This is a genomic window from Halorubrum sp. Ea8 (assembly GCF_002252925.1).
GTDB lineage: Archaea > Halobacteriota > Halobacteria > Halobacteriales > Haloferacaceae > Halorubrum.
In genome coordinates this window covers 1-19,683 of record NZ_NHPF01000141.1, presented here as the reverse complement: position 1 = coordinate 19,683, position 19,683 = coordinate 1, and the positions used below count along the sequence as shown (strand labels likewise).

Below are 19,683 nucleotides of genomic sequence, written 5' to 3'. Positions count from 1 at the left end.
GAAGCCGCCGCCGACGCCGAGGAACCCGGAGATCAGGCCGACGCCGCCGCCGACTCCGGTGATGGTCCACAGCGACGCCTCGCTCCCGTCCGCGAGCGTCATCATCGGCGGAACGTTGTACGACTTGATCTTCCGGGCGATCTCGGGGACGTCGTCCTCGGTCGCGACGTCGGCCCCGCCCTCGGTTTCCGCCTCCGGCCCGTCTCCCCCCGCGTCCGCCTCGTCGTTCAGCGCGTTCCGCGTGAAGAGGATCCCGATGGCCGCGAGCAAGATGACGTACGCGACGCCGACGACGACGCTCGCGATGCCGAGCACCTCCAGCCCGAACACCAGCCGGCTGCCGAGCTCGATGCCGATCGTGATCCCGACGAACATCAGCGCGCCGAGCCGGTAGTCCACCTGCCCGGCGTCGTGGTGTTTCAACGTCGCGATCACCGCCGTCCCGAACACGAACGCCATCGAGCTCCCGATGGCGACCGGAGCGGAGTATCCCAAGATGAGCAGCGCGGGCGTCACGAGGAACGATCCGCCCATCCCGAAGAACCCGAAGAACACCCCGACCATGAACCCGAAGACGACGAACAGCGCGAAGAGCTCCGCGCTCAGGCCCAGCAGTCCGAGCATCTAAATCCGCTGTATCCGGTTAAATACGGTCGGCGCCAGTTTGTCTTCGAGGATCCCGTAGGCGGCGTACAAAAGCGCCGCCTCGACGAGGACGAGCCCGATCACGACGAGCGCCGCCACGGTCGGGGACGCGCCGGGGAGCAGCTCCGTGCCCGTCATCGGCACTCCCCTCCGCCTCCGGCGTTCGCGCCCGGCGATGGCCTCGGATAGGACTCTGTCATACATCCGTCCGTAGACCGCGTGAGTTGATAATGGTTTTGGGATTAACGTACAATACTATATCCGCATGACGAACGGGACACCTTCTGTAACTTATTGATAAGTTACGCACTCGACGAGCCGGCGCCCTCGGCGGTGGAATCGGCCAGTGATCCCGGCGTTTCGGCAGCGAACCGTCCGCGGACGGGGACGCCCGCCGGAACGGCGGTCCCCGCACGAACGGAGCGGGTCGAGTCTCTCGTGACGGCTGCGCGCTCAGTTAGCAGTGCGCATTGAACGGCTCGGCAGCCGCGACGAGACGGACGGTGTCGAGGCGGGGCGGGCTACTCGCCCGACTCCGTCTCCGCGTACCGGTCCGGCAGATACGGGGTCAGCGCCGCCGGCACCAGCGGGATCACGAGCGCGGCGAGCTCCGCGAGATGCCGGCGGAGGACGGTGTAGACGGCGGCGACGAGCAGGGTCCCGGCCACGATCAGCCGGAGCGGGCCGTCGAGCAGGTAGAGGAGCGGGAGCGACAGCCCGACGGAGAGCGCGAGGTCCTCAGCGGCGCCGTCGTACCTGACGCCGGAGCGCGGCGCGACCCAGCGCTTCCGGTAGTGGTCGTACACCGCGCGGTCGGAGTTCCCCTCCCACGGCCGCAGCTCCAGGCCGCCGCCGTACATGTCCGAGACGCTGTGGAGCCCCGCCCCGAGGAAGAACAGTGCCGCCCCGACCGCGGCCGCCGAGGGGGCCGCTAAGGCGACGACGAGGGCGACGACGGCGGCCGCCGAGTAGTAGACCGGGTAGTGGAGGGTCTTCCGGTGGCCGACGTACATGTCGAGGTCGGGGAACAGGCCGCCCAGGAACCCCGCGACCAGCCCCACGGGCGCCAGTTCCGGCGCCACGCGCACGAGGGGCGCGGCGAGCAGCATCCCGGCCAGCACGTGTGTCGGCAGCATCATCGTGGCGGAACGAAAGCGACAGAACGGTATTAACGTGTCGGCGGACCGGAAGTGGCCACCGGGTCGAGTCGATCGATCCGGGAGAAAGCGCTTAACTACCGTATCTCGAGCGTTTCAGATGTCCCTCCGCTCGAACAGCACCTGCGAGAGGATGAGCAGTCCGACGAACGCGACGAGGAGGATGGCCGAGTCGATGGGCTCGAACGACCCGTCGATCAGGATCGGCGTCGGTTCGTAGTAGTGCGTCGGGCTCAGGTACTGTATCCAGTCGTACGCGTCGGCGCCGCCGACGACGGACTCGACGAGGTACAGGACGAAGACGGTGCCGACGGCGGCCCGCTCGGCGACCGCCGCGCGGTCGACGGCGACCGAGAAGACGAGGCCGACCCCCGCACAGACGAGGAGAAACGGGATCGACAGCAGGTGGGCTAACAGCAGGTGGTCGAGCGGGACCGTCTCGCCGACGGCGACGACGAATAGGTAGATGATCGGGCCGCCGCCGGCGTTGACGGCTATCATCGGGACGAGCAGTCCCGCGAACTTCTCGACGAGCAGCCGCGACCGCGTGACGGGAAACGACAGGAGGAGCTCCATCCGCTCCGTCTCGATGTCGCCCGCGACGGTGCCGCCGGCGGCGTACGCGAAGTACAGCCCCAGGCCGAGCAGCCAGACGAAGTTGAACACCTGCGCGCCGAGGAACCCCTCGATGGTCGACAGGCTCTCGATGCCGAACGCCTCCAGCATCGCCGGGGGCAGGTCCCTGAAGACGTCCTCGTAGTTGACGCCCTCCAGAACGGTGAAGTACCAGACGATGAACCCGGCGTACGCCCCGACGCCGGCCGTGAGGATCGCGGCGCCGCGGAGCCGCCGTCGCCCCTCGTACCGAGCCGTCTCAAACATTCGTCGCTCCCGCCCCGTCGCTTTCGTCCGGCGTCTCCACCCCGTCGCCTCCGTTCGGCGTCTCCACCCCGTCGCCTCCGTTCGGCGTCTCCACCCCGTCGCCTCCGTTCGGCGTCTCCGCCCCGTCGCCTCCGTTCGGCGTCTCCGCCCCGTCGCCTTCGCCTCCCCCGTCCGACGCCTCTCCGGCGTCGTCCCCTCCGTCCGCCGACTCCTCGCTCCCGTAGTAGTGGGCGAACACGTCCTCGATCGGGGGCTCGCCGATCTCCACGTCGCTGACGTCGTGGGTCGCGAGTTCGCCGAGGAGCGCGTTGACGTCGCCGGCGTAGACGAACTGGACGCCTTCGGCGAACCGCTTGGGATCGACGACGCCGTCGAGGCCGGCTATCGCCGCGACCGCCGCGTCGCTCGCGTGCACCCGCACGTGTTTGCCGCTCCGGTGGAGCAGCGCTTCGACGTTCTCGAGCTCGACGAGCCTCCCGGCGCGGAGGATGCCGACGCGGTCGCAGACCCGTCGCACCTCGCTCAACACGTGCGAGGAGAAGAACACGGTCGTGCCGCGGTCGCGCTCGTCCCGGACGAACTCGTTGAACGCCTCCTGTTTGAGCGGGTCGAGCCCGCCGGTGGGCTCGTCCATGATCACGAGGTCCGGGTCGTGCATGAACGCCTGCACCAGTCCGAGCATCCGCTTGTTCCCGGTCGAGTACTCGCGTACCGGTCGGTCGACCGGCGGGGTGAACAGCTCCAGCAACTCCTCGCGGCGGCCGTCGCCCTTCATCTCGCCGTGGTAGTCGAGCACCGCCTCGCCGGTCACCTCCCCGTCGAAGCCGAGGTGAGCGGGGAGGTACCCGATCCGGCGCTTGGCCTCGGTCAGCGCTGCCTCGTCGCGGATGTCGGCGCCGAGCACCCTCGCCGTCCCCGAGGTGGGTTTTAATAGCCCCAGCAGCAGTCGTATCGTCGTCGACTTCCCCGCCCCGTTGGGCCCGAGGAACCCGAACACCTCTCCCCGGTTCACAGTGAACGACACGTCGTCGTTCGCGACCACGCTCCCGAAGTCCTTCGTGAGTCCCTCGACGACGAGCGGGCGGTCGGTCTCACCGGACATAGAACCACCACGCGCCGGTGGCGACGAGGAGCAGGAGGACGGTCAACACGGCGGCCTCGACGGGGACCCCCCCGCCGGACGACTCGACGACCGAGGCGGCGACCGTCGCGGTGTCGCCGGTGACGCGAACCCCGCCGGGGTCGGTGTAGCCGATCTCGACGCTCGCCGGATACCGACTCGGCGGCGCGTCGCCGTCGATCGAGAGGTCGAACGCGACCCGGCCCGTCTCTCCGGGCGCCAGCGACGGGATCACGGTCGTTCGGAACTCGCTCTCTAACGGCTGGTCGACGGCGAGGCGCAGTTCGACGTCGCGCAGTTCGACGTCCCGACGGTTCGTCACGTCGAGGCGCAACACGCCGTCTTCGCCGGCCGCGAATCGCGGGTCGACCGCGGACACCGTCACCGCGTCCCGGCGCTCGGCGACGGGAACGCGTACCGCCTCCCGCGTCGTCCGTTCCGCGTCGGCGGCGCTCCGGTAGCTCGTCGAGAGGACCAACTGCAGCGGCACTGAGTCGGCGTCCGCCGGGATCTCGCCGCGGAACCGGAAGGCGGCGCTCTCGCCGGCCGCGAGGTCGCCGACGGCGTACCGCGGACTGCGGGGGACGAACGCCCCGTCGCCGACCGCGAGGACGACGCTCCGAACGTCGCTCGGCCCGTCGTTGCGGATCGTCCCGCTGACGCTTCCGTTCTCGCCGACGCGGAGCGTGGAGTCGTCGACCGCGACAGAGAAGGACTGCTCAGGCCGCGGTCGGAGCCCGACCGGGATCCCCTCGTGCGCGTCGCGGATGCCGTCGACGTCGGTGTATCGAACGGTGCCGGTGAGGTCGAACGACTCGGCGGCGGCGTCCGCGCGGACGCTCGCCGGGAACCTGACCGTGGCGTTCGCTCCGGGGGCGAGCCGGTCGATCCGCGCGGTGTTCCGGTCCGTCTCGCCGAGCGCGACGTCCGGGCCGTTCGCGGCGAGTTCGACCGAGAGGTCGCGCGCGGGCTCGCCCCCGACGTTGGTCACGTTCACCGCGAGCGTTCCGGAGTCGCCGACCTGGACGTCGGTGTCGACCGTCCGGATCGCGAAGCGGGGCGCGTCGTCGACGGTCACCGATACGGACTCGGTCCGCGTCCGCGTCCGGTCCTGCACGATCCCGCTCCGCGGGGCCGAGAGGAACGTGTGCGAGTACCGGAGCCGCACGTCGAGCGAGTACCGTCCCGGCTCCGCGTCGGCCGGGACCCTCACGGAGACGGGCACCTCCCGGACCGCGCCCTCGGCGATCGACCCGACGGCGAATCGTCCCGTCTCGACGACGAGCGGCGAGCCGTCGTTCCGGACCTCGACCACGACGCCGCGCGCGGTCGTGACCGCGGCCCGTCGGGCGTCCGACCCGGCGTCGACCTCGCCGTCGTTCGCGACCTGCACCGCGAGCTCCGTCGCCGTTCCCGGTGTCACCGTCGAGTCCGGGACGTACACGTCCAACTCGGGTTCGCCGCGGACGAACGGCGGCTCCTCCTGGGCGACGGCGAGTCCGGCGAACGACCCGACGAGGAGCGCGAGGACGGCGACGAGCGCGAGGGCCGGGGCGATCCGTCGGGTCATTCACCTCACCGGCCCGACGGCCGCGGGGCGTCCGTCCGCCGATCGAAGCGAGCCCGAACGGGAGCGCGGGCGGCGTGTCATACGTCCAACTCCTCCCGCCGGTCATATATGTTTACGCGTGTCGACGGACCGCGCCGACGGCGGCCGGTACGGGGCGCTTATCTCGCTGGAACCGAGTGTCTCGGTATGCTCATGACGCCGGGACCGACCGCGGTCCCCGCCCCCGTCCGCGACGCGATGAGCCGCGAGCTGATCAACCCCGACGTGGACCCGGAGTTTCAGCGGATCTACGACCGGCTCACCGACCGGTTGGCGGCGGCGTACGGGCTCGAGCCGAGGGAGGCCGACCGACCCGCGGGGACGGGCGACGGGCCGGCCCGCGACGTCGTCGTCCCCGGCGGGGAGGGGATCCTCGGTCTGGAGGCCGCGATCGCCTCGCTCGTCGAGCCCGGCACCGAGGTCCTCTGCCTGTCGAACGGGCTCTACGGCGACGGCTTCGCCGACTTCGTCGAGTCGTACGGCGGCGAGGCGACGCTGGTCTCGGCCGACTACGACGACCCGCTCCCGCTCGCGGAACTGGAGTCGACCCTCGCCGACGAGGGCACCGACTTCGACGTCGCGACGATGGTCCACTGCGAGACGCCCACGGGGGCGCTCAACGACCTCGGTCCCGCGCTCGACCTGTTGGAGGGGGCCGACGGGGAGGTCCTCACCGTCGTCGACGCGGTCTCCTCGCTCGGCGGGGTGCGGGTGCCGACCGAGCGGATCGACGTCTGTCTGGGGGCCTCCCAGAAGTGCTTCAGCGCGCCGCCGGGGCTCACCACGGCCGCGATCAGCGAGCGCGCGTGGGCCGCGATGGACGAGCGCGACCCGCACTCGCTGTACACGAACTTCCTGCCGTGGCGCGACACCTCCGGGGGGTTCCCGTACACCCACCTGACGACCGAGGTCGTCGCGCTCGACGCGGCGCTCGGGCTGTGGCTGGAGGAGGGCCTCGACGCGGTCCGGGAGCGACACCGCACCGCGGCGGCGCGGTGTCGTGAGCGCGGGGCCGAGTTGGGGGTAGAGCCGTATCCGGGCCCCGAGCGCAGTTCGCCCACGGTGACCGCGTTCGCGGTCCCCGGACGAGCAGCGGAACTGCAGGAGCGCCTTCGCGAGGAGCACGACGTGCTCGTCGCGACGGGACTCGGGGAGTTAGCCGGGGACATCCTGCGCGTCGGCCACATGGGTCACAGCGCTCGGGTCGACCGCGTGGACGAGACGATGGACGCGCTGGCGGACGTGTTGTAACCCCGGACCGACGTCGTCGAGGGGCCGGTGAGCCGGCTCTCGTGGGACCCGCCGGAGGCGAACCGCTCCGACCGGCTCGGGTCTCCACGAGGCGCCGACGGCCCGGTCAGGCCTCCGAGACGTCGATGCGCAGTTCGTACGTCTCCTCGCCGAGCGTGATCGGGTTCCCGGTCTGCCGTATCGAATAGCTCCCCGGAGGGGCGGCGAACTCGTACGTCTCGGACCGGGAGCCTCCGGGGGCGAGCGCGACGCTGATTCCGATGTCGTCCCCGCCGGTTACCCGACGGCCCTCCGTCTCCACGTGCTGACTCTCGACGTACTTTTCAGTCCACAGGATCGCGGCGGGCGCGTCCGGGTCGTAGAGCACTCCGAACGGCTCCGGAGCGCCCGTCACGTACTCGATCTCGCGCTCCGTTTCGTTTCTCGCCGTCAGTTCGACGACCGCCGGGGACCCCTCGCCGATCTCGGAGCGGCGAACGTCGCAACTGAAACCGATGGCTCCGTCGCCGGCCACGCGCGAGAGCGACGCCGTGACCGAACGCCCGTCGCCCGACCCCGGATCCCCGGGCGTGCCGTCCCGACCGACGCTATCCAAACACCCCGAAAGGGGAAGCGCCGACAGTCCGACGACGGAGAGGGCACGTCTCCGCTTCATGGCTCCGACTGGCGTCCAGTTGCGAATAATATTGTCGATGGCACAAACGGTCGTGTGAGACTCCGCTTGCGGGCCGCAGAGACCGGCCGTCTCAGACGGGAGCCCGCCCGGCGAACGGGAGTTCGGCAGAGCCGGCGAGCCGTCCGCGAGTATCGACGACGTGACGGCGGTGAGCACCGTCTCGGGACCCTCAGATCTGCCATTTATAACTCACCGGCTCCGTTGAAATCCTCACTCCGTGATCGGTCACAGTGGCCGTGCTGAATACAGCGCGCATATTCACGGTCGGCGGAGTCAGTTGTACAGTCGGTTTCGTTCTGGTAGGGCTAGCGTTTAGATGCCCAGCGTCCGAATACTACGTATGCACTGGCGCAGACGGCGCGACTTGGAAGGCGGGAAGGAATTGGGGGTCTGGTTGCTCCTCGACGACGGAACCGTCGAGAAAGAACTGTACGTCGAGTCTCACGAGTACCGAGGCGGCGATTTTGACGTATACACTGCATCTCCCGACGGCGAGTGGGAGCACAACGGTACTTTCGACACGGCTGACGACGCGTTCGACGCGGCTCTCGCACAGATCGAGGAGAGTCAGTTCCCTCTCGAAGGTACGTGAACGGCCACTTCTATTCCGCGGACTTGATCCTAACCGGCGGTGTACACACCCTCTGTATCCAACACGGAGCTTCTATCGACTACAGCTGAGTTCTACAGAGCCAGATCGTCGTCTCCGTTGCCGGTCGTCCGGTCGTTGCCCGCGGTTCCGCCTCCGGAACGCCCTTGCCCGCGCCCGGACCAATTGGGAGTGAACATGAATCACCGCACGCTCGGGGACGTCGGCGCGGTCAGCGAGGTCGGCTACGGCTCGTGGCAGATCGGGAGCGACTGGGGCGACGTGAGCGAGTCCGAGGCCGTGGCGGCCGTCGAGACCGCCCGCGACGCCGGGATCGACTTCTTCGACACCGCCGACGTGTACGGCGACGGGCGCTCGGAGCAGATCCTCGGCGAGGTCCTCGAAGACGACATCGCGCGCGGCGACGTGACGGTCGCGACGAAGGCCGGCCGACGGCTCGACCCCCACGTCGCCGACGGGTACACCGAGGCGAACCTCCGTCGGTTCGTGAATCGCTCGCGCGAGAACCTCGGGATCGAGACGCTGGACCTGGTCCAACTTCACTGCCCGCCGACCGACGTCTACTACCGACCGGAGACGTTCGAGGCTCTCGCGACGCTCGCTGACGAGGGGCGGATAGCGGAGTACGGCGTCAGCGTCGAGCGCGTCGAGGAGGGGCTCAAGGCGGTCGAGTACCCCGGCGTCGAGTCGGTCCAGATCATCTTCAACCCCTTCCGCCAGCGCCCGGCCGACCTGTTCCTCGACCGGGCCGCCGAGCGCGACGTGGGCGTGATCTGTCGGGTCCCGCTCGCCTCCGGCCTGCTGACCGGCGCGCTCTCGCGGGACGACGTGTTCCCGGAGAACGACCACCGCAACTACAACCGCGACGGCGACGCCTTCGACGTCGGCGAGACGTTCGCCGGCGTCCCCTACGAGGCCGGACTGGACGCGGCCGACGCGCTCGCGGCCCGCGCCGACGCGGTCGCCGCCGACCCGACCGACGCGACCGGCGACGGCCTCTCGCTCGCGCAGTTCTCGCTCCGGTGGATCCTCGATCACGACGCCGTCTCGACCGTGATCCCGGGGTCGACGACGCCCGAGCACGTCCGCGCGAACGCGGCCGTCAGCGACGCTCCGCCCCTCGGCGAGGCCGCCCATGAGACGGTCCGCGAGGCGTACGACGAGCGCGTCCGCGAGCACGTCCACCACCGCTGGTAGCGAAGGGGGTCGGCGACGGAACGAGTCGCTTTTCTCCCGAGACGAGACAGGACGGATGGAACCGATCCGTGGTCGACGGAGCCAGCGCCGAAACCGACGGCAGCCCCCCAGACGAGTCCGCGAGCGGTAGCGACGTCCCGGGCGACGACGCCCCGAGCGACGGCGATACCGATTCGATCCCCGACGACGAGCGCGAGGCGCTCGTGACCATCGCTCACGGCGCCGTGGTCACGTCCGGCGGCGTCTCCGGGCAGCGAGCGCTGACGGCGGCGACCGAGTTCGTCCTCGCGCGGGGGCTCGGCCCGACGGCGTACGGCGTCTACGCGCTGGCGTGGCGGATCGCCCAGCTCCTGTCTCGGCTCGTCACCTTCGGGAGCGTGCCGGCGCTACAGCGGTACCTCCCAGAGTACGCGGACGACCCGCGACGCCGGGGCGTCGTCGCAGGGCTCGCGTACGCGACGACGCTCGGCTTCGGCGCCGCCATCGCCGCGGGCGTCTGGCTGGCCGCGCCGCGGATCAACGACCTCACTGTCGGAGAAGCGGCCTTCCCGGGCGCGATGCGGGCGTTCGGCTTCCTCGTCGGGTTCCTCGGCGTCGTCATGGTCGCGTCGGGGATCTTCCGCGCCGTCGGCTCGGCGCGCGGCGAGATCGCCTTCAACAAGCTGCTCCGCCCGGGAGTCCGCCTCGTCGCCGCGGTCGCGGCGCTGGCGCTGGGCTACTCGATCGGGGGCGTCGCCGTCGGCATCGTCGCCGCGACCGCGCTGCTCGCGGCGGTCGCCGTTCCGCTCGCCGCGCGGGTGACCGGAGTCGTCCCGTCGCTGCGGGGCGCCCGGCTGGAGGCGCGGCGCTTCTACGACCACGCGGCGCCGGTCGCGATGAGCAGCCTCGGGAAGGTGTTCCAGAACCGCGTCGACGTGCTGCTCGTGGGGGCGCTCCTGACCGCAACGGCCGCGGGGGTGTACAACGTCGTGCTCGTGCTGATCGCGATCGCGTGGATCCCGCTCATGTCCTTTAACCAGCTCCTCCCGCCCGTCGCCTCGGAGCTGTACGGGAACGGCCGGACGGCGACGCTGAACGCGGTGTACGCCTCGGTGACTCGGCAGATCGTCACGGCGGTCGTCCCGATACTCGCCGTCCTCGCGGTGTACGGCCGGGAGCTGCTCGGGCTGTTCGGCGACCCGTACGTCGCGGGGTACGTCCCCCTCGTCGTCTACCTCGGCGGGGTGTTCGTCGGCAGCGCCGTCGGCGCGACCGGCTGGCTCCTCATGATGACCGACCACCAGTACGCCCGGATGGCGCTCGACTGGCTGCTCGCGGTCCTCAACGTCGCGTTGACCTACGCGTTCGTCGTGCGCTTCGGGCTCGTCGGCGCCGCGCTCGGCACGTCGCTCGCCATCGCCGCCCAGAACGGGATCCAAGTGCTACTGCTCCGCCGGTTCGAGGGGCTGTGGCCGTTCGACCGGACGTTCCTCACGCCGCTGGCGGCCGGGGGCGTGGCCATCCTCGCGATGCGGGCGGTCCGCGCGGCCGTCCCCGGTCGAGCCGCGGTCGTCGTCGGCGCCGCGATCGGTCTCGCGGCGTACGCGGCGACGCTACGCACCCTCGGCGTCGACCCCCGGGACCGGCTCGTCGCCCGTCGCTTGGCGGAGCGGTACCGGACGGCGCTCCGCCGCCGGTTCCGTCGCTAAGCCGTCGTCGATGGGTCGCGGCCGCGCCGCGCGAGCGAACGGCCACCCTTTATTATTCGACCGGCGCGTACCGTGTTCCATGGAAACGATCGAGCGCGGGTCGGCCGGCTCGGCTCGCGTCGCGATCGTCGGCGGGATCCACGGCGACGAGCCCGCCGGCGAGCGGATCGTCAGACGGCTCGCCGACGAGCTCGACGAGACGGGCACGGGGAGCGGACGCGTCCGACTGATAATCGCAAACGAGCGGGCGCTGGCGGCCGGAACGCGGTACACGGAGGCCGACCTCAACCGGGTCTTCCCGGGCGACCCCGACAGCGACGAGTACGAGCGGGCGCTCGCGCCGCGGCTCGCGGCCGAGCTGGAGGGGATGGACGCGGTGCTCGCGCTCCACACCTCGCACAGCGCGCCGCCCCCGTTCGCGATCTACAGCGACCCGACCGAGTCGGTGCGCCGGAGCGTGACCGGGATGCCCGTGGAGTACGTCGTCGACTCCGGCGAGCTGCGGTCGACGACGCTCGACTCCGTCGTCCCCCACACCGTCTCGATCGAGGTCGGCAGACAGGGGAGCGAGGAGGCGGTCGAGTTCGGCTACGAGGCCTGTCTCGCCTTCCTCCGGGCGCACGGCGTGCTCGACGACGAGCCGCCCACGTTCACCGAGACGACGGTCGTCGCGGGCGACGAGGAGGTGCCGAAGGGCGGCGGCGAGCCGCACGTCCACTTCGGGAACTTCGAGGAGATTCCGCGCGGCGCGGTGTTCGCCGAGGACGACGTGTACACCCACCGCGTCGACGAGGAGGGAGTCGTCCCGATCCTCGCGAGCGAACGCGGGTACGAGGATATATTCGGGATCTACGGCCGCGTGCAGGGCGTCATGCAGCCGCCGGACGAGCCCGCCGACGGGACGACGGCGCAGGGGACGTCGGCGGAGGAGTTCGTGGAGGAGGAGTCGGGGCGCGAGGGGTCGACGGAAGGAACGGCGGAGTAGCCCGAACTCACTTCGCGGTCGGCGTGACGTCGCCGACGGCGTCCATCACCTGCATCGCGGCGCTGGCGGCCAGCCCGCGGGCGACCTCGTCGGTGTCGGCGTCGGCGATCCCGGCCTCCAGCTCGTCCGGATCCGGCGTGAACCCCGCCGAGACGGGATGTCCGGCCGGCGGGTTGACCGCGACGGTCGCCTGCGGCCCGTTGGCGCCGACCGACAGCTCCGAGCCGACGGCGTAGCTGTTCGGGAGATACGATTCGGTTCGAGAGACGATTCCGGCGACCGCGCGCCGGAGGCGCCGTTCCTGGTCGGGGGAGAGGTTGACGGCCGCGGGCTCGCCCGCGTTCGTCACGCCCGGTGCCCCGGCGTACGGGTTGTTGCCGTTCATCGAAGACACACTGGGTACGCGGAGCCGGTTAAAAAAGGCGTCGGCGCCCGAACCCCGTCAGGGACGGAGGACGCGCCACGCGACGCTCGGTCGCAGCAGCGACGTCGGCTCTCGTTCTAAGCGGAACACGCGGTAGAACGCATCGGTGAGACGGCCGTCCGCGTGGGCCTTCCGAACGAGCCGGTCGACGTACCTGTTGAACAGGTCCGTCCCCGCCGGCTTCGGTCCCGTCGTCTCGGGAAACCGGAAGTCGCCGCCGACCGCGACGTTCCAGACGGCGTCGACGACGTCGGCCGCCTCGTCGAAGAACCGCGGGGCGAGGTCGTCGAGTCCGGTACCGAGCGCGTGGTGGAGCAACAGCGCGTCTAGCGCCGCGACGGACATCCCCTGTCCGTAGATGGGATTGAAGCTGGCGACGGCGTCGCCCGTGACGACCAGTCCGTCGGGGAACGCGTCCAGCCGCTCGTACCGGCGCCGAACGCTCGACGGGAACGGATAGCGGTGGATCTCGTCGGCGGTCCACTCGCGCTCGCGGACCAGCTCGCCGAGCTCGTCGACCGGAAGGCTCTCCGCGAACGCGATCAGTCCCTCCCGATCCCCGGGGGTGTCGTCGCCGTGGACGCCCTGGACGATCACCTCCCATTCGCCGTCCTCGACCGGAATCGCCGCGCCGCCGCGGGTCCGGGGTGGGTCCGGCGGGACGAAGATCGAATGACGGACGTCACGGGGACGGTCGACCCGGACCGTGGAATAGGTCACGTCGATCTCGACGGACTCCTCCGGCGGGGCCTCGTACCCGTGCGCCGAGAGCCACGCCGGAGTCCTGCTCGTTCGACCGGTGGCGTCGACGACGAGGTCGGCGTCTAGCGACGTCTCTGCTCCCCGTTCACCTCGGTAGCTGACGCCGGTCACTCGCCCCTCGCCGTCGGTGTCGTAGCCGACGAAGTTGCGGTTCCCCCGGAGGGCGATCCCGGGTCGCTCGGCGACCGCCTCGCGAACGACGTGTTCGAACAGCGCCCGACTCGCGCAGTACATCGGTAGTCGGTCGGGACCGTCGGCGAAGAAGTCGCCGGCCTCGTAGTAGCGCATCTCGGTCGCGGCGTCGATCATCAGTCCGCCGGCGATCAAGAGGCGCTCGCCGAACCCCGGAAACAGGTCTTCGAGGGTCGCGCGGCCCGCCTCCAGCATGGCGTGCGGATGGCTCGTCTGCGGTGCGCCGTCGCGCGTCTCCGGCCCGTCGGGGAACTCGTCGCGTTCGAGCACTGTCACCGCCGTGAAGGCGTCGTCGAGCACGCGGGCGGCACACAGTCCGGCCATGCTCCCGCCGACCACGACCGCCCGGTCCCCGAGGTCCGACAGCCGGTCGGGATCGTATCGGTCGACGTTATTTAGTACCATGTTATTAGATGACATGGTAGCCGCTACCGCGTGATTAAATTTTGGAGAGCGGCCGGCGTACGTGGACTACAGGATCGGCTCCGACCGGCCGTACGCGGCGATCACGACCGCGGTCGTGTACCGCTCCGGCGCCGAGGCCGCCGTCTCGACGCGGACCTCGCGGTCGGGCAGATCCCAGTCGCGAAGCTCCGCGCCGGCGTCTAACCCGGTCTCGATCCGCTCGCGCACGTCCTCGGCGTCCTCGCCGGTCACCTCGTAGAAGAGGCCCGGGCCGGGGCCGGTCGCCCAGCCGAGTCCGGCGACCACGTCCGGGCGGCGTCGAGGGGCGCGCTTCGACTCGGCGTCCTCCGCGCCGGCGCGGCCACCCTCTCGGAAGTCTACCTCGTCGTCCGGGCCGACGGTGCGACGCGCCTCGACCACGGTGAGCCGGTTGCCGGCGGAGCCGAGGTCGGGCGCCTCCGCGACCGCCTCGACGGTCGCCTCCGCGGGGACCACGGAGGAGACCGCAACGAGGTTGTAGTTGTGGAGGTTCGCGTCCGCGAGCGCCGCGTCGTAGGAGGCCATCGCCGTGTCGTCGACGCCGACGCCGCCGGCGACGTGGATGATGTTCATTACGATCGGATCGACGGTCACCGCGCTAAGGAGTTACGAACCGACCACAGCCGATGTCAAAACGCGGGCCGCTGGCCTCATCGTTCTCGCCGCAGAACTAGTACTGGTAGTTGATGACCTGCTCTTCGGTCTGCTCCGCGTCCTGGAGCTTCTCGCGGGCCGACTCGAAGTCTGCCTGCGTGACTTCGGTGCGACCGTCGCGGATCGCGAACATGCCGGCCTCGGTCGCCAGCGAGGCGATGTCGGCCCCGCTGTACCCCTCCAGATCCGCGGCGACCTCGGAGACGTCCGTCCCCTCGGCGACGTTCATGTGCTGCGTGTGGATCTCGAGGATGCGCGCGCGGCCCTCGGCGTCGGGCTCGGGCACCTCGATGAGGCGGTCGAACCGGCCCGGACGCAGGATCGCCTCGTCGAGCATGTCGAAGCGGTTGGTCGCGGCCATGATCCGCACCTCGCCGCGGTCGTCGAAGCCGTCCATCTCGGAGAGCAGCTGCATCATCGTCCGCTGGACCTCGGCGTCGCCGGAGGTCTTCGAGTCCGTCCGCTTGGCGGCGACGGCGTCGATCTCGTCGATGAAGATGACGGCGGGCTCGCGCTCGGACGCCAGCTCGAACAGGTCGCGGACGAGCCGCGCGCCCTCGCCGATGAACTTCCGGACCAGCTCGGAGCCGGCCATCTTGATGAACGTCGCGTCGGACTCGTTCGCGACGGCCTTCGCGAGCATCGTCTTCCCCGTGCCCGGCGGGCCGTGGAGCAGGACGCCGCTCGGGGGCTCGACGCCGACGGCCTCGAACTGCTCGGGGTTCTCCAGCGGGTCTTCGACGGCCTCGCGGACCTCCCGGATCTGATCGTCGATCCCGCCGATGTCGGCGTACTCGACGTCCGGCGACTCGGTGACCTCCATCGCCTGGGCGCGGGAGTCGGTTTCGTCGTCGAGCACCTGCTGGACCGCGAAGGAGTCGTTGATCGCGACGCGGTCGCCGGCGCGGAGGTCCTCGTCGAGTCGGGTCGCCGCCTGCGTCAGCACCTCCTGGTTGTTGCCGTGCTGTTTGATGACGACGCCGTCGTCCGTGATCTCTTCGACCGACGCGATGTACAGCGAGGAGGTTTTCAGCACCTCGTTCTCGCGTTTCAGCTCGTCGACGTCGGTCTTCAGTTCGCCGCGGCGGCCCTGCGCGTCGTCGAGCCGCTGCTCCAGTTCTTCGTTCACCTGCAGGATCCGCCGGTAGTGCTGGCGGATCGCTTCGAGCCGCTCCGTCTCGCTCATCTCCGGATCGAGCTCGAGACGGGGGCGGTCGGGCAGTGAGGGGCTATGAGACATTCGTTGTGTCCCGATACGGAGCGCGCATAAATGTGCCTTTGGGTCACGGTGGTTCCCCGTTCCGACCGCGCGGCGCAACCCTCTATCCCGCACCGGACCGGCGACCGCGCCGCCGTCGAGCCGGATATCAGGATCGATAATTGTGGGTCAACGTTTTAACATACCGCGTTCGTAGGCGGCATCATGAGCGCAAGAACGGTCGTCGACCGCGCCGCGCCGGCGTCTCCGACAGGCGATACTCGGGGCGAGGTCCACCGACCATGAGCGACGAGACACCGGCGACGGTCCTCGCGGTCGACGACGAGCCCGACCTCGCCGAGCTGTACCGGGTGTACCTCGACTCGGCGTACGACGTCCGGGTCGCGACCGGCGGCGAGGCGGCGCTGGAGCAGATGGACGAGTCGGTCGACGTCGTCCTCCTCGACCGGCGGATGCCCGACATGACCGGCCACGAGGTGCTCTCGTCCATGCGCGAGGCCGGTCACGACGCCCGCGTCGCGATGCTGACCGCGGTCGAGCCCGACGTCGACATCGTCGACATGCCGTTCGACGACTACAAGACGAAACCGGTGACGAAAGAGGACCTGCTGACGCTCGTAGAGGTGCTGCTCTACCGCGCGGAGTTCGACGAGCACAGCCAGGAGTTCTTCGCGCTGGCCTCGAAGAAGGCCGCGCTGGAGGCCGCCGGCACGACGGGGACCGACGAGTACGAGGAGCTCATCGAGCGGATGGAGTCGATCCGCGACCGCGTCGACGACACGCTCGACCACCTCTCCGCGCGCGACGCGTTCGTCGAGGTCCCGAGCAGCGTCACGTAGCCCGGCGGCGACCGCCGTTACTCGATCTCCAGTTCCCCGTCGGCGCCGCCGCTCTCGCCGTCCTCGTCCCACTCCAACTCGAACTCGACGCTCAGCTCTCCGGGACCGTCGGCGGGCCCCTCGCGCTCCACTTTCACCTCGAACGTCGGCCGGGCCGGGGGGTCCATCGTCACCGACTCGTCGCCGCGGGTGAACGTGATCCCGCTCCCTGACTCCAGCGACTCGACGACGGTCCGGAGATACGCGGCGATCTCCTCGCGGCTCCGTCGGCTCTCCGACTCGAAGAGTACTTTTTCACTCATAGGCGAGCGTACGCGTCCCCGGGACATAAATACCGCCGCGGCCCGGTTCCGGCGCGTCGAACACCGCCGCGGCCCGGTTCCGGCGCGTTCCCCCGGCCGTTTTGTGGCGCCCCGTCGAAATCATCTCTCGTGTCCGTCCTCGACTGGCTCCGCACGGTCGTCGCCGTCGCCGTCTACTGGACGGCGATCGCGCTCGGCGGGAGCGTCCTGCTCCCCGACCCGACGAGGCCGCTGGTCGCGATTCCGGTCATCGGCGGCGCCGTCGTCGTCGCGCACGCGGTTCGCGCCGACCGGCTCGTCGAGCTCGGGTACGCCGTCGGGACGCTGTGGATCGCCGTGCTGGTGCTGTCGGTCGGAACCGGCGTCGTCGACGTCGTCGCGGCGCCCGAGGGGGAGATCGCGCCGCTCGCGGACTTCCCGGCGATCGCCGCGGTCGGCACGGTCGGCCTGTTCGGTATCCTCGTCGCCGCGTACGCGGCGTTCGTCAGCCGGAGCACGGCGCGCGACGCCGCCGCGTCGGAGTGAGCGTCGCGGTCGGCGCGACCGCCGATCCGGTCACGGCCGTGCTCGGGAGAGCCGGTCCCGGCCGTGCTCGGGCGCTCCGCTCCCCGACCGCTCTCAGAACCCGTCTTCGAACACGAACGTCCCGTCCCGCTGGACGACCTCGCCGTCGACCTCGATGACGGAGTCCTCGCTCATGTCGACGATCATGTCGACGTGCTCGGCGGACTCGTTGATCGCGTTCTCCTCGCCCACCGTCTCCGGGTACGCGGAACCGACCGCCATGTGGACCGTGTCGCCCATCTTCTCGTCGAACAGCATGTTGTAGGTGAACCGGTCGATCTGGCGGTTCATCCCGATACCCAGCTCGCCGAGCCGCCGCGAGCCCTCGTCGGTGTCGAGGATCCCCGTCAGCAGGTCCTCGTTGCGCTCGGCCGAGTGCGAGACGACCTTCCCGTCCTCGAACCGGAGCCTGACCCCGTCGATCTCGCGCCCGTAGCGGTACAGCGGGAGGTCGAAGTGGACCTCGCCGTCGACGCCGTCGCGGACCGGCGCCGTGAACACCTCGCCGCCGGGCAGGTTCGCCTCGCCGTAGTCGTTGAGCGTCGAGTTGCCCGAGACGTCGAGCGTGAGGTCCGTCTCCTCGCCCGAGCGGATCCGGACCTCGTCGGCGTCGTCGAGGATAGCGACCATCTCCTCTTGGAACGCGCGCTGCTCCTCCCAGTCGAGCGAGACGGCGTCCCAGACGAAGTCCTCGTACGCCTCGGTGCTCATCCCGGCGAGCTGGGCGTGGCTCGCGGTCGGGAACTGCGTGAGACACCACGTCTTCGAGAGGCGCGTGCGCTTGACGTCCTCCATCGCGCGGTTGTAGGCGGCGTTCGCCTCGGGGTCGACGTCGGCGTCCTCCGTCGCGTTCGCCCCGCCGCGCGCGATGACGAAGACGTCCGCCTCCTGATAGAGCGCGAGCCGGTGGTCCGGTTCGGTGAAATCCTCCGAGGAGCGCTTGAACGCGCGCTGAGCGCGCTTCGAGTAGTTGAGGTACACCGGGTTGGCCCCGCGGTCCCCGCAGATCTCGTGGAGGGCGACCGCCAGGTCCTCGGCCTCGGCGGGCAGCTGAATGACGACGTCGTCGCCCGACTCGATGCCGGTCGAGTGGTCGGCGATGATCTCGGCGTGTTCGCGGATGCGTGCGTCCATACGACCACCTCTCGCCGCGGGGGATTACCGGTTTTGGAAGCGGCCGGCGGTTCCGCGGCGCGGCCACGTCCGCGGGTCCGCGGCGCCGCTACTCGGTCGCGGTCCCGCGGGGCGCGAGCGCGTCGGCCAGCGCCTCGGTGTCGGGGACGGTGATGTCCGGCCGGTGTGTCCACCCCCCGTACGGGTTCTCGTGCCTGTTGAGGAACGCGCCGCGCATGCCGACCGCCTTCGCGCCGACGAGGTCGAACGTGTGCGCGGTCACGAAGGCGACCTCGTGGGGCGCGACATCGAGCGCCTCGCAGGTCAGGTCGTACGACGCCCGGTGGGGCTTGTAGGCGCCCGCCTCGGCGACCGACACGACGCCGTCCAGCTCGGTCTCGAAGTTGGGCCGGACCGCCTCGAGCATGTCGGGGTCGCCGTTCGAGAGGCCGACCAGTTCGTACTCCTCGCTCAGCCGGTCTAACGCGGCGTCGACGTCCGGATACGGCTCGAGCGTCTTCCACTGCCGGATGACGGCGCGGACCGCCTCGTCTGGGACGTCGAGGCCGATCTGTTCGAGCCGATACGCGAGCGCGCGTCGGCTGATCTCCTTGAACGGTGTGTGGGGTCCCGGGATCAGCGAGTCGATCATCGAGTCCCGGAAGTGCATGGCGAGATACCGCCGGAGCAGGACCTCGGGGTCGTAGTCGCTCCCGTGATCGTCGAGCAGGGCCTGCAGCGCGGGGACGAGGGTCGCTTCGCGGTCGAGCAGCGTGTCCCACAGGTCGAACGCGAGCACCTTCGTCTCCTCCCGGAGCGTCTCCGCGGCGATTTCAGACATATGACGGCTGTCACACCGACGGTATGCGTTATCAAACTACGGTTCGCGGAACGGTCGCGTACCGTCCCGGGACCGCTCACCCCGTCAGCACCCACGCGCCGATCAGGAGCAGGATCCCGCCCGCGACCCGGTCCAGCCAGCGGCCGGTCCGCTCGGACCGGAGCACGTCCGCGGCGCCGTCGGCGACGACCGCCACGCCGCCGAGGTAGAGAGCCGTGAGCGCGGCGTACGTGGCGCCGAGGACCGCGATCGACGTGCCGCCGTCCCCCCCGGCGCCGCCCGCCGCGAACCCGGGAAGGAACGCGAGGAAGAACAGCGCGACCTGCGGGTTGAGGGCGTTGACGAGGAACCCCTCCCGCACGCCGCCCCCCGCCGGCGACGGCCGGTCGCTCTCGGCCGACCGCAGGGCGTCGACGCCGAGGTAGAGGAGGAAGACCCCGCCGACGAGTTGGACGGCCCGTTCGGCGCCCGGAACGGCCCGATAGATCGCCGCGACGCCGACCGCGACG

Annotated in this window: 21 protein-coding genes and 1 pseudogene; 7 read left to right on the top strand and 15 right to left on the bottom strand. The window is 70.3% G+C overall.

Annotated features, from left to right (window positions below; all coding sequences use genetic code 11):
- The 6 genes and pseudogenes from DJ74_RS16480 to DJ74_RS16455 form a co-directional block, all read right to left on the bottom strand.
- A partial coding sequence (locus DJ74_RS16480; protein WP_141212741.1) for a sulfite exporter TauE/SafE family protein occupies window positions 1-624 on the bottom strand: 624 nt, incomplete at its 3' end.
- Entirely contained in the window at window positions 625-783 is a 159-nt protein-coding gene (locus tag DJ74_RS19325; protein WP_170938347.1) for a hypothetical protein, read from the bottom strand.
- Window positions 784-1,166: 383 nt separating this feature from the next.
- Window positions 1,167-1,784 (bottom strand): hypothetical protein, encoded by a 618-nt coding sequence (locus DJ74_RS16470; protein ID WP_094527949.1) that lies wholly within the window; start codon window positions 1,782-1,784, stop codon window positions 1,167-1,169.
- 114 nt (window positions 1,785-1,898) lie between these two features.
- A complete protein-coding gene (locus DJ74_RS16465; protein ID WP_094527948.1) occupies window positions 1,899-2,684 on the bottom strand; it encodes an ABC transporter permease subunit in 786 nt (261 codons plus the stop codon).
- Window positions 2,685-2,877: 193 nt separating this feature from the next.
- Window positions 2,878-3,786, bottom strand: a pseudogene (locus DJ74_RS16460) (ABC transporter ATP-binding protein); the annotation flags it as partial.
- Window positions 3,776-5,374, bottom strand: a complete 1,599-nt coding sequence (locus DJ74_RS16455; RefSeq protein WP_094527946.1) for a COG1361 S-layer family protein — start codon at window positions 5,372-5,374, stop codon at window positions 3,776-3,778. The pseudogene DJ74_RS16460 and the gene DJ74_RS16455, both read right to left, overlap by 11 nt.
- Before the next feature lie 186 nt (window positions 5,375-5,560).
- Between DJ74_RS16455 and DJ74_RS16450 the strand changes: the two genes are divergently transcribed.
- Window positions 5,561-6,664 (top strand): alanine--glyoxylate aminotransferase family protein, encoded by a 1,104-nt coding sequence (locus tag DJ74_RS16450; RefSeq protein WP_094527945.1) that lies wholly within the window; start codon window positions 5,561-5,563, stop codon window positions 6,662-6,664.
- Window positions 6,665-6,770: 106 nt separating this feature from the next.
- On the opposite strand, the gene DJ74_RS16445 is transcribed toward DJ74_RS16450, so the two are convergent.
- A complete protein-coding gene (locus tag DJ74_RS16445) occupies window positions 6,771-7,319 on the bottom strand; it encodes a hypothetical protein (RefSeq protein ID WP_094527944.1) in 549 nt (182 codons plus the stop codon).
- Between the two features lie 361 nt (window positions 7,320-7,680).
- On the opposite strand from DJ74_RS16445, the gene DJ74_RS16440 reads away from it, so the two are divergent.
- From DJ74_RS16440 to DJ74_RS16425, 4 genes are all read left to right on the top strand, one after another.
- Window positions 7,681-7,932, top strand: coding sequence for a hypothetical protein (locus DJ74_RS16440; RefSeq protein ID WP_094522704.1), 252 nt, complete (start codon window positions 7,681-7,683; stop codon window positions 7,930-7,932).
- Window positions 7,933-8,127: 195 nt separating this feature from the next.
- Window positions 8,128-9,147 carry an aldo/keto reductase gene (locus DJ74_RS16435; RefSeq protein ID WP_094527943.1) on the top strand — a complete coding sequence of 340 codons (1,020 nt, stop codon included), beginning with the start codon at window positions 8,128-8,130 and terminating at the stop codon, window positions 9,145-9,147.
- A 176-nt stretch (window positions 9,148-9,323) separates the two neighbouring features.
- Complete coding sequence (locus DJ74_RS16430; RefSeq protein ID WP_249269143.1) at window positions 9,324-10,835, top strand: lipopolysaccharide biosynthesis protein; 1,512 nt, start codon at window positions 9,324-9,326, stop codon at window positions 10,833-10,835.
- Window positions 10,836-10,914: 79 nt separating this feature from the next.
- A complete protein-coding gene (locus tag DJ74_RS16425) occupies window positions 10,915-11,820 on the top strand; it encodes a M14 family metallopeptidase (protein WP_094527941.1) in 906 nt (301 codons plus the stop codon).
- A gap of 7 nt (window positions 11,821-11,827) precedes the next feature.
- Here the strand turns inward: DJ74_RS16425 and DJ74_RS16420 are convergent, their stop codons facing one another.
- The 4 genes from DJ74_RS16420 to DJ74_RS16405 all read right to left on the bottom strand — a co-directional run bounded on the left by DJ74_RS16420 (window position 11,828) and on the right by DJ74_RS16405 (window position 15,536).
- Window positions 11,828-12,205, bottom strand: coding sequence for a DUF5811 family protein (locus DJ74_RS16420; protein ID WP_094522696.1), 378 nt, complete (start codon window positions 12,203-12,205; stop codon window positions 11,828-11,830).
- A gap of 57 nt (window positions 12,206-12,262) precedes the next feature.
- Window positions 12,263-13,603, bottom strand: coding sequence for an NAD(P)/FAD-dependent oxidoreductase (locus DJ74_RS16415; protein ID WP_094527940.1), 1,341 nt, complete (start codon window positions 13,601-13,603; stop codon window positions 12,263-12,265).
- A 66-nt stretch (window positions 13,604-13,669) separates the two neighbouring features.
- Window positions 13,670-14,215, bottom strand: coding sequence for a pyruvoyl-dependent arginine decarboxylase (locus DJ74_RS16410; protein ID WP_094527952.1), 546 nt, complete (start codon window positions 14,213-14,215; stop codon window positions 13,670-13,672).
- Between the two features lie 97 nt (window positions 14,216-14,312).
- Window positions 14,313-15,536 (bottom strand): proteasome-activating nucleotidase, encoded by a 1,224-nt coding sequence (locus tag DJ74_RS16405; RefSeq protein ID WP_094522692.1) that lies wholly within the window; start codon window positions 15,534-15,536, stop codon window positions 14,313-14,315.
- Between the two features lie 260 nt (window positions 15,537-15,796).
- Between DJ74_RS16405 and DJ74_RS16400 the strand changes: the two genes are divergently transcribed.
- Window positions 15,797-16,354, top strand: a complete 558-nt coding sequence (locus DJ74_RS16400) for a response regulator (RefSeq protein ID WP_094527939.1) — start codon at window positions 15,797-15,799, stop codon at window positions 16,352-16,354.
- A gap of 17 nt (window positions 16,355-16,371) precedes the next feature.
- On the opposite strand, the gene DJ74_RS16395 is transcribed toward DJ74_RS16400, so the two are convergent.
- Window positions 16,372-16,656, bottom strand: a complete 285-nt coding sequence (locus DJ74_RS16395) for an amphi-Trp domain-containing protein (RefSeq protein WP_094527938.1) — start codon at window positions 16,654-16,656, stop codon at window positions 16,372-16,374.
- Window positions 16,657-16,785: 129 nt separating this feature from the next.
- Between DJ74_RS16395 and DJ74_RS16390 the strand changes: the two genes are divergently transcribed.
- A complete protein-coding gene (locus tag DJ74_RS16390) occupies window positions 16,786-17,181 on the top strand; it encodes a hypothetical protein (RefSeq protein ID WP_094522686.1) in 396 nt (131 codons plus the stop codon).
- A gap of 93 nt (window positions 17,182-17,274) precedes the next feature.
- Here DJ74_RS16390 and DJ74_RS16385 read toward each other — a convergent pair whose 3' ends face one another.
- The 3 genes from DJ74_RS16385 to DJ74_RS16375 form a co-directional block, all read right to left on the bottom strand.
- Window positions 17,275-18,354 (bottom strand): aminopeptidase, encoded by a 1,080-nt coding sequence (locus DJ74_RS16385; RefSeq protein ID WP_094522684.1) that lies wholly within the window; start codon window positions 18,352-18,354, stop codon window positions 17,275-17,277.
- An 88-nt stretch (window positions 18,355-18,442) separates the two neighbouring features.
- Window positions 18,443-19,174, bottom strand: coding sequence for a haloacid dehalogenase type II (locus tag DJ74_RS16380; RefSeq protein WP_094527937.1), 732 nt, complete (start codon window positions 19,172-19,174; stop codon window positions 18,443-18,445).
- Window positions 19,175-19,250: 76 nt separating this feature from the next.
- On the bottom strand, window positions 19,251-19,683 hold a 433-nt coding region (locus tag DJ74_RS16375; protein ID WP_141212740.1), incomplete at its 5' end, for a LysE family translocator.

What these genes read in the sequence shown, in the direction of transcription:
- DJ74_RS19325 (WP_170938347.1), bottom strand. Translation starts at nt 783, where the DNA reads ATGACGGGCACGGAGCTGCTCCCCGGCGCGTCCCCGACCGTGGCGGCG.
- DJ74_RS16470 (WP_094527949.1), bottom strand. Translation starts at nt 1,784, where the DNA reads ATGATGCTGCCGACACACGTGCTGGCCGGGATGCTGCTCGCCGCGCCC.
- DJ74_RS16465 (WP_094527948.1), bottom strand. Translation starts at nt 2,684, where the DNA reads ATGTTTGAGACGGCTCGGTACGAGGGGCGACGGCGGCTCCGCGGCGCC.
- DJ74_RS16455 (WP_094527946.1), bottom strand. Translation starts at nt 5,374, where the DNA reads ATGACCCGACGGATCGCCCCGGCCCTCGCGCTCGTCGCCGTCCTCGCG.
- DJ74_RS16450 (WP_094527945.1), top strand. Translation starts at nt 5,561, where the DNA reads ATGCTCATGACGCCGGGACCGACCGCGGTCCCCGCCCCCGTCCGCGAC.
- DJ74_RS16445 (WP_094527944.1), bottom strand. Translation starts at nt 7,319, where the DNA reads ATGAAGCGGAGACGTGCCCTCTCCGTCGTCGGACTGTCGGCGCTTCCC.
- DJ74_RS16440 (WP_094522704.1), top strand. Translation starts at nt 7,681, where the DNA reads ATGCACTGGCGCAGACGGCGCGACTTGGAAGGCGGGAAGGAATTGGGG.
- DJ74_RS16435 (WP_094527943.1), top strand. Translation starts at nt 8,128, where the DNA reads ATGAATCACCGCACGCTCGGGGACGTCGGCGCGGTCAGCGAGGTCGGC.
- DJ74_RS16425 (WP_094527941.1), top strand. Translation starts at nt 10,915, where the DNA reads ATGGAAACGATCGAGCGCGGGTCGGCCGGCTCGGCTCGCGTCGCGATC.
- DJ74_RS16420 (WP_094522696.1), bottom strand. Translation starts at nt 12,205, where the DNA reads ATGAACGGCAACAACCCGTACGCCGGGGCACCGGGCGTGACGAACGCG.
- DJ74_RS16415 (WP_094527940.1), bottom strand. Translation starts at nt 13,603, where the DNA reads ATGGTACTAAATAACGTCGACCGATACGATCCCGACCGGCTGTCGGAC.
- DJ74_RS16410 (WP_094527952.1), bottom strand. Translation starts at nt 14,215, where the DNA reads ATGAACATCATCCACGTCGCCGGCGGCGTCGGCGTCGACGACACGGCG.
- DJ74_RS16405 (WP_094522692.1), bottom strand. Translation starts at nt 15,536, where the DNA reads ATGTCTCATAGCCCCTCACTGCCCGACCGCCCCCGTCTCGAGCTCGAT.
- DJ74_RS16400 (WP_094527939.1), top strand. Translation starts at nt 15,797, where the DNA reads ATGAGCGACGAGACACCGGCGACGGTCCTCGCGGTCGACGACGAGCCC.
- DJ74_RS16395 (WP_094527938.1), bottom strand. Translation starts at nt 16,656, where the DNA reads ATGAGTGAAAAAGTACTCTTCGAGTCGGAGAGCCGACGGAGCCGCGAG.
- DJ74_RS16385 (WP_094522684.1), bottom strand. Translation starts at nt 18,354, where the DNA reads ATGGACGCACGCATCCGCGAACACGCCGAGATCATCGCCGACCACTCG.
- DJ74_RS16380 (WP_094527937.1), bottom strand. Translation starts at nt 19,174, where the DNA reads ATGTCTGAAATCGCCGCGGAGACGCTCCGGGAGGAGACGAAGGTGCTC.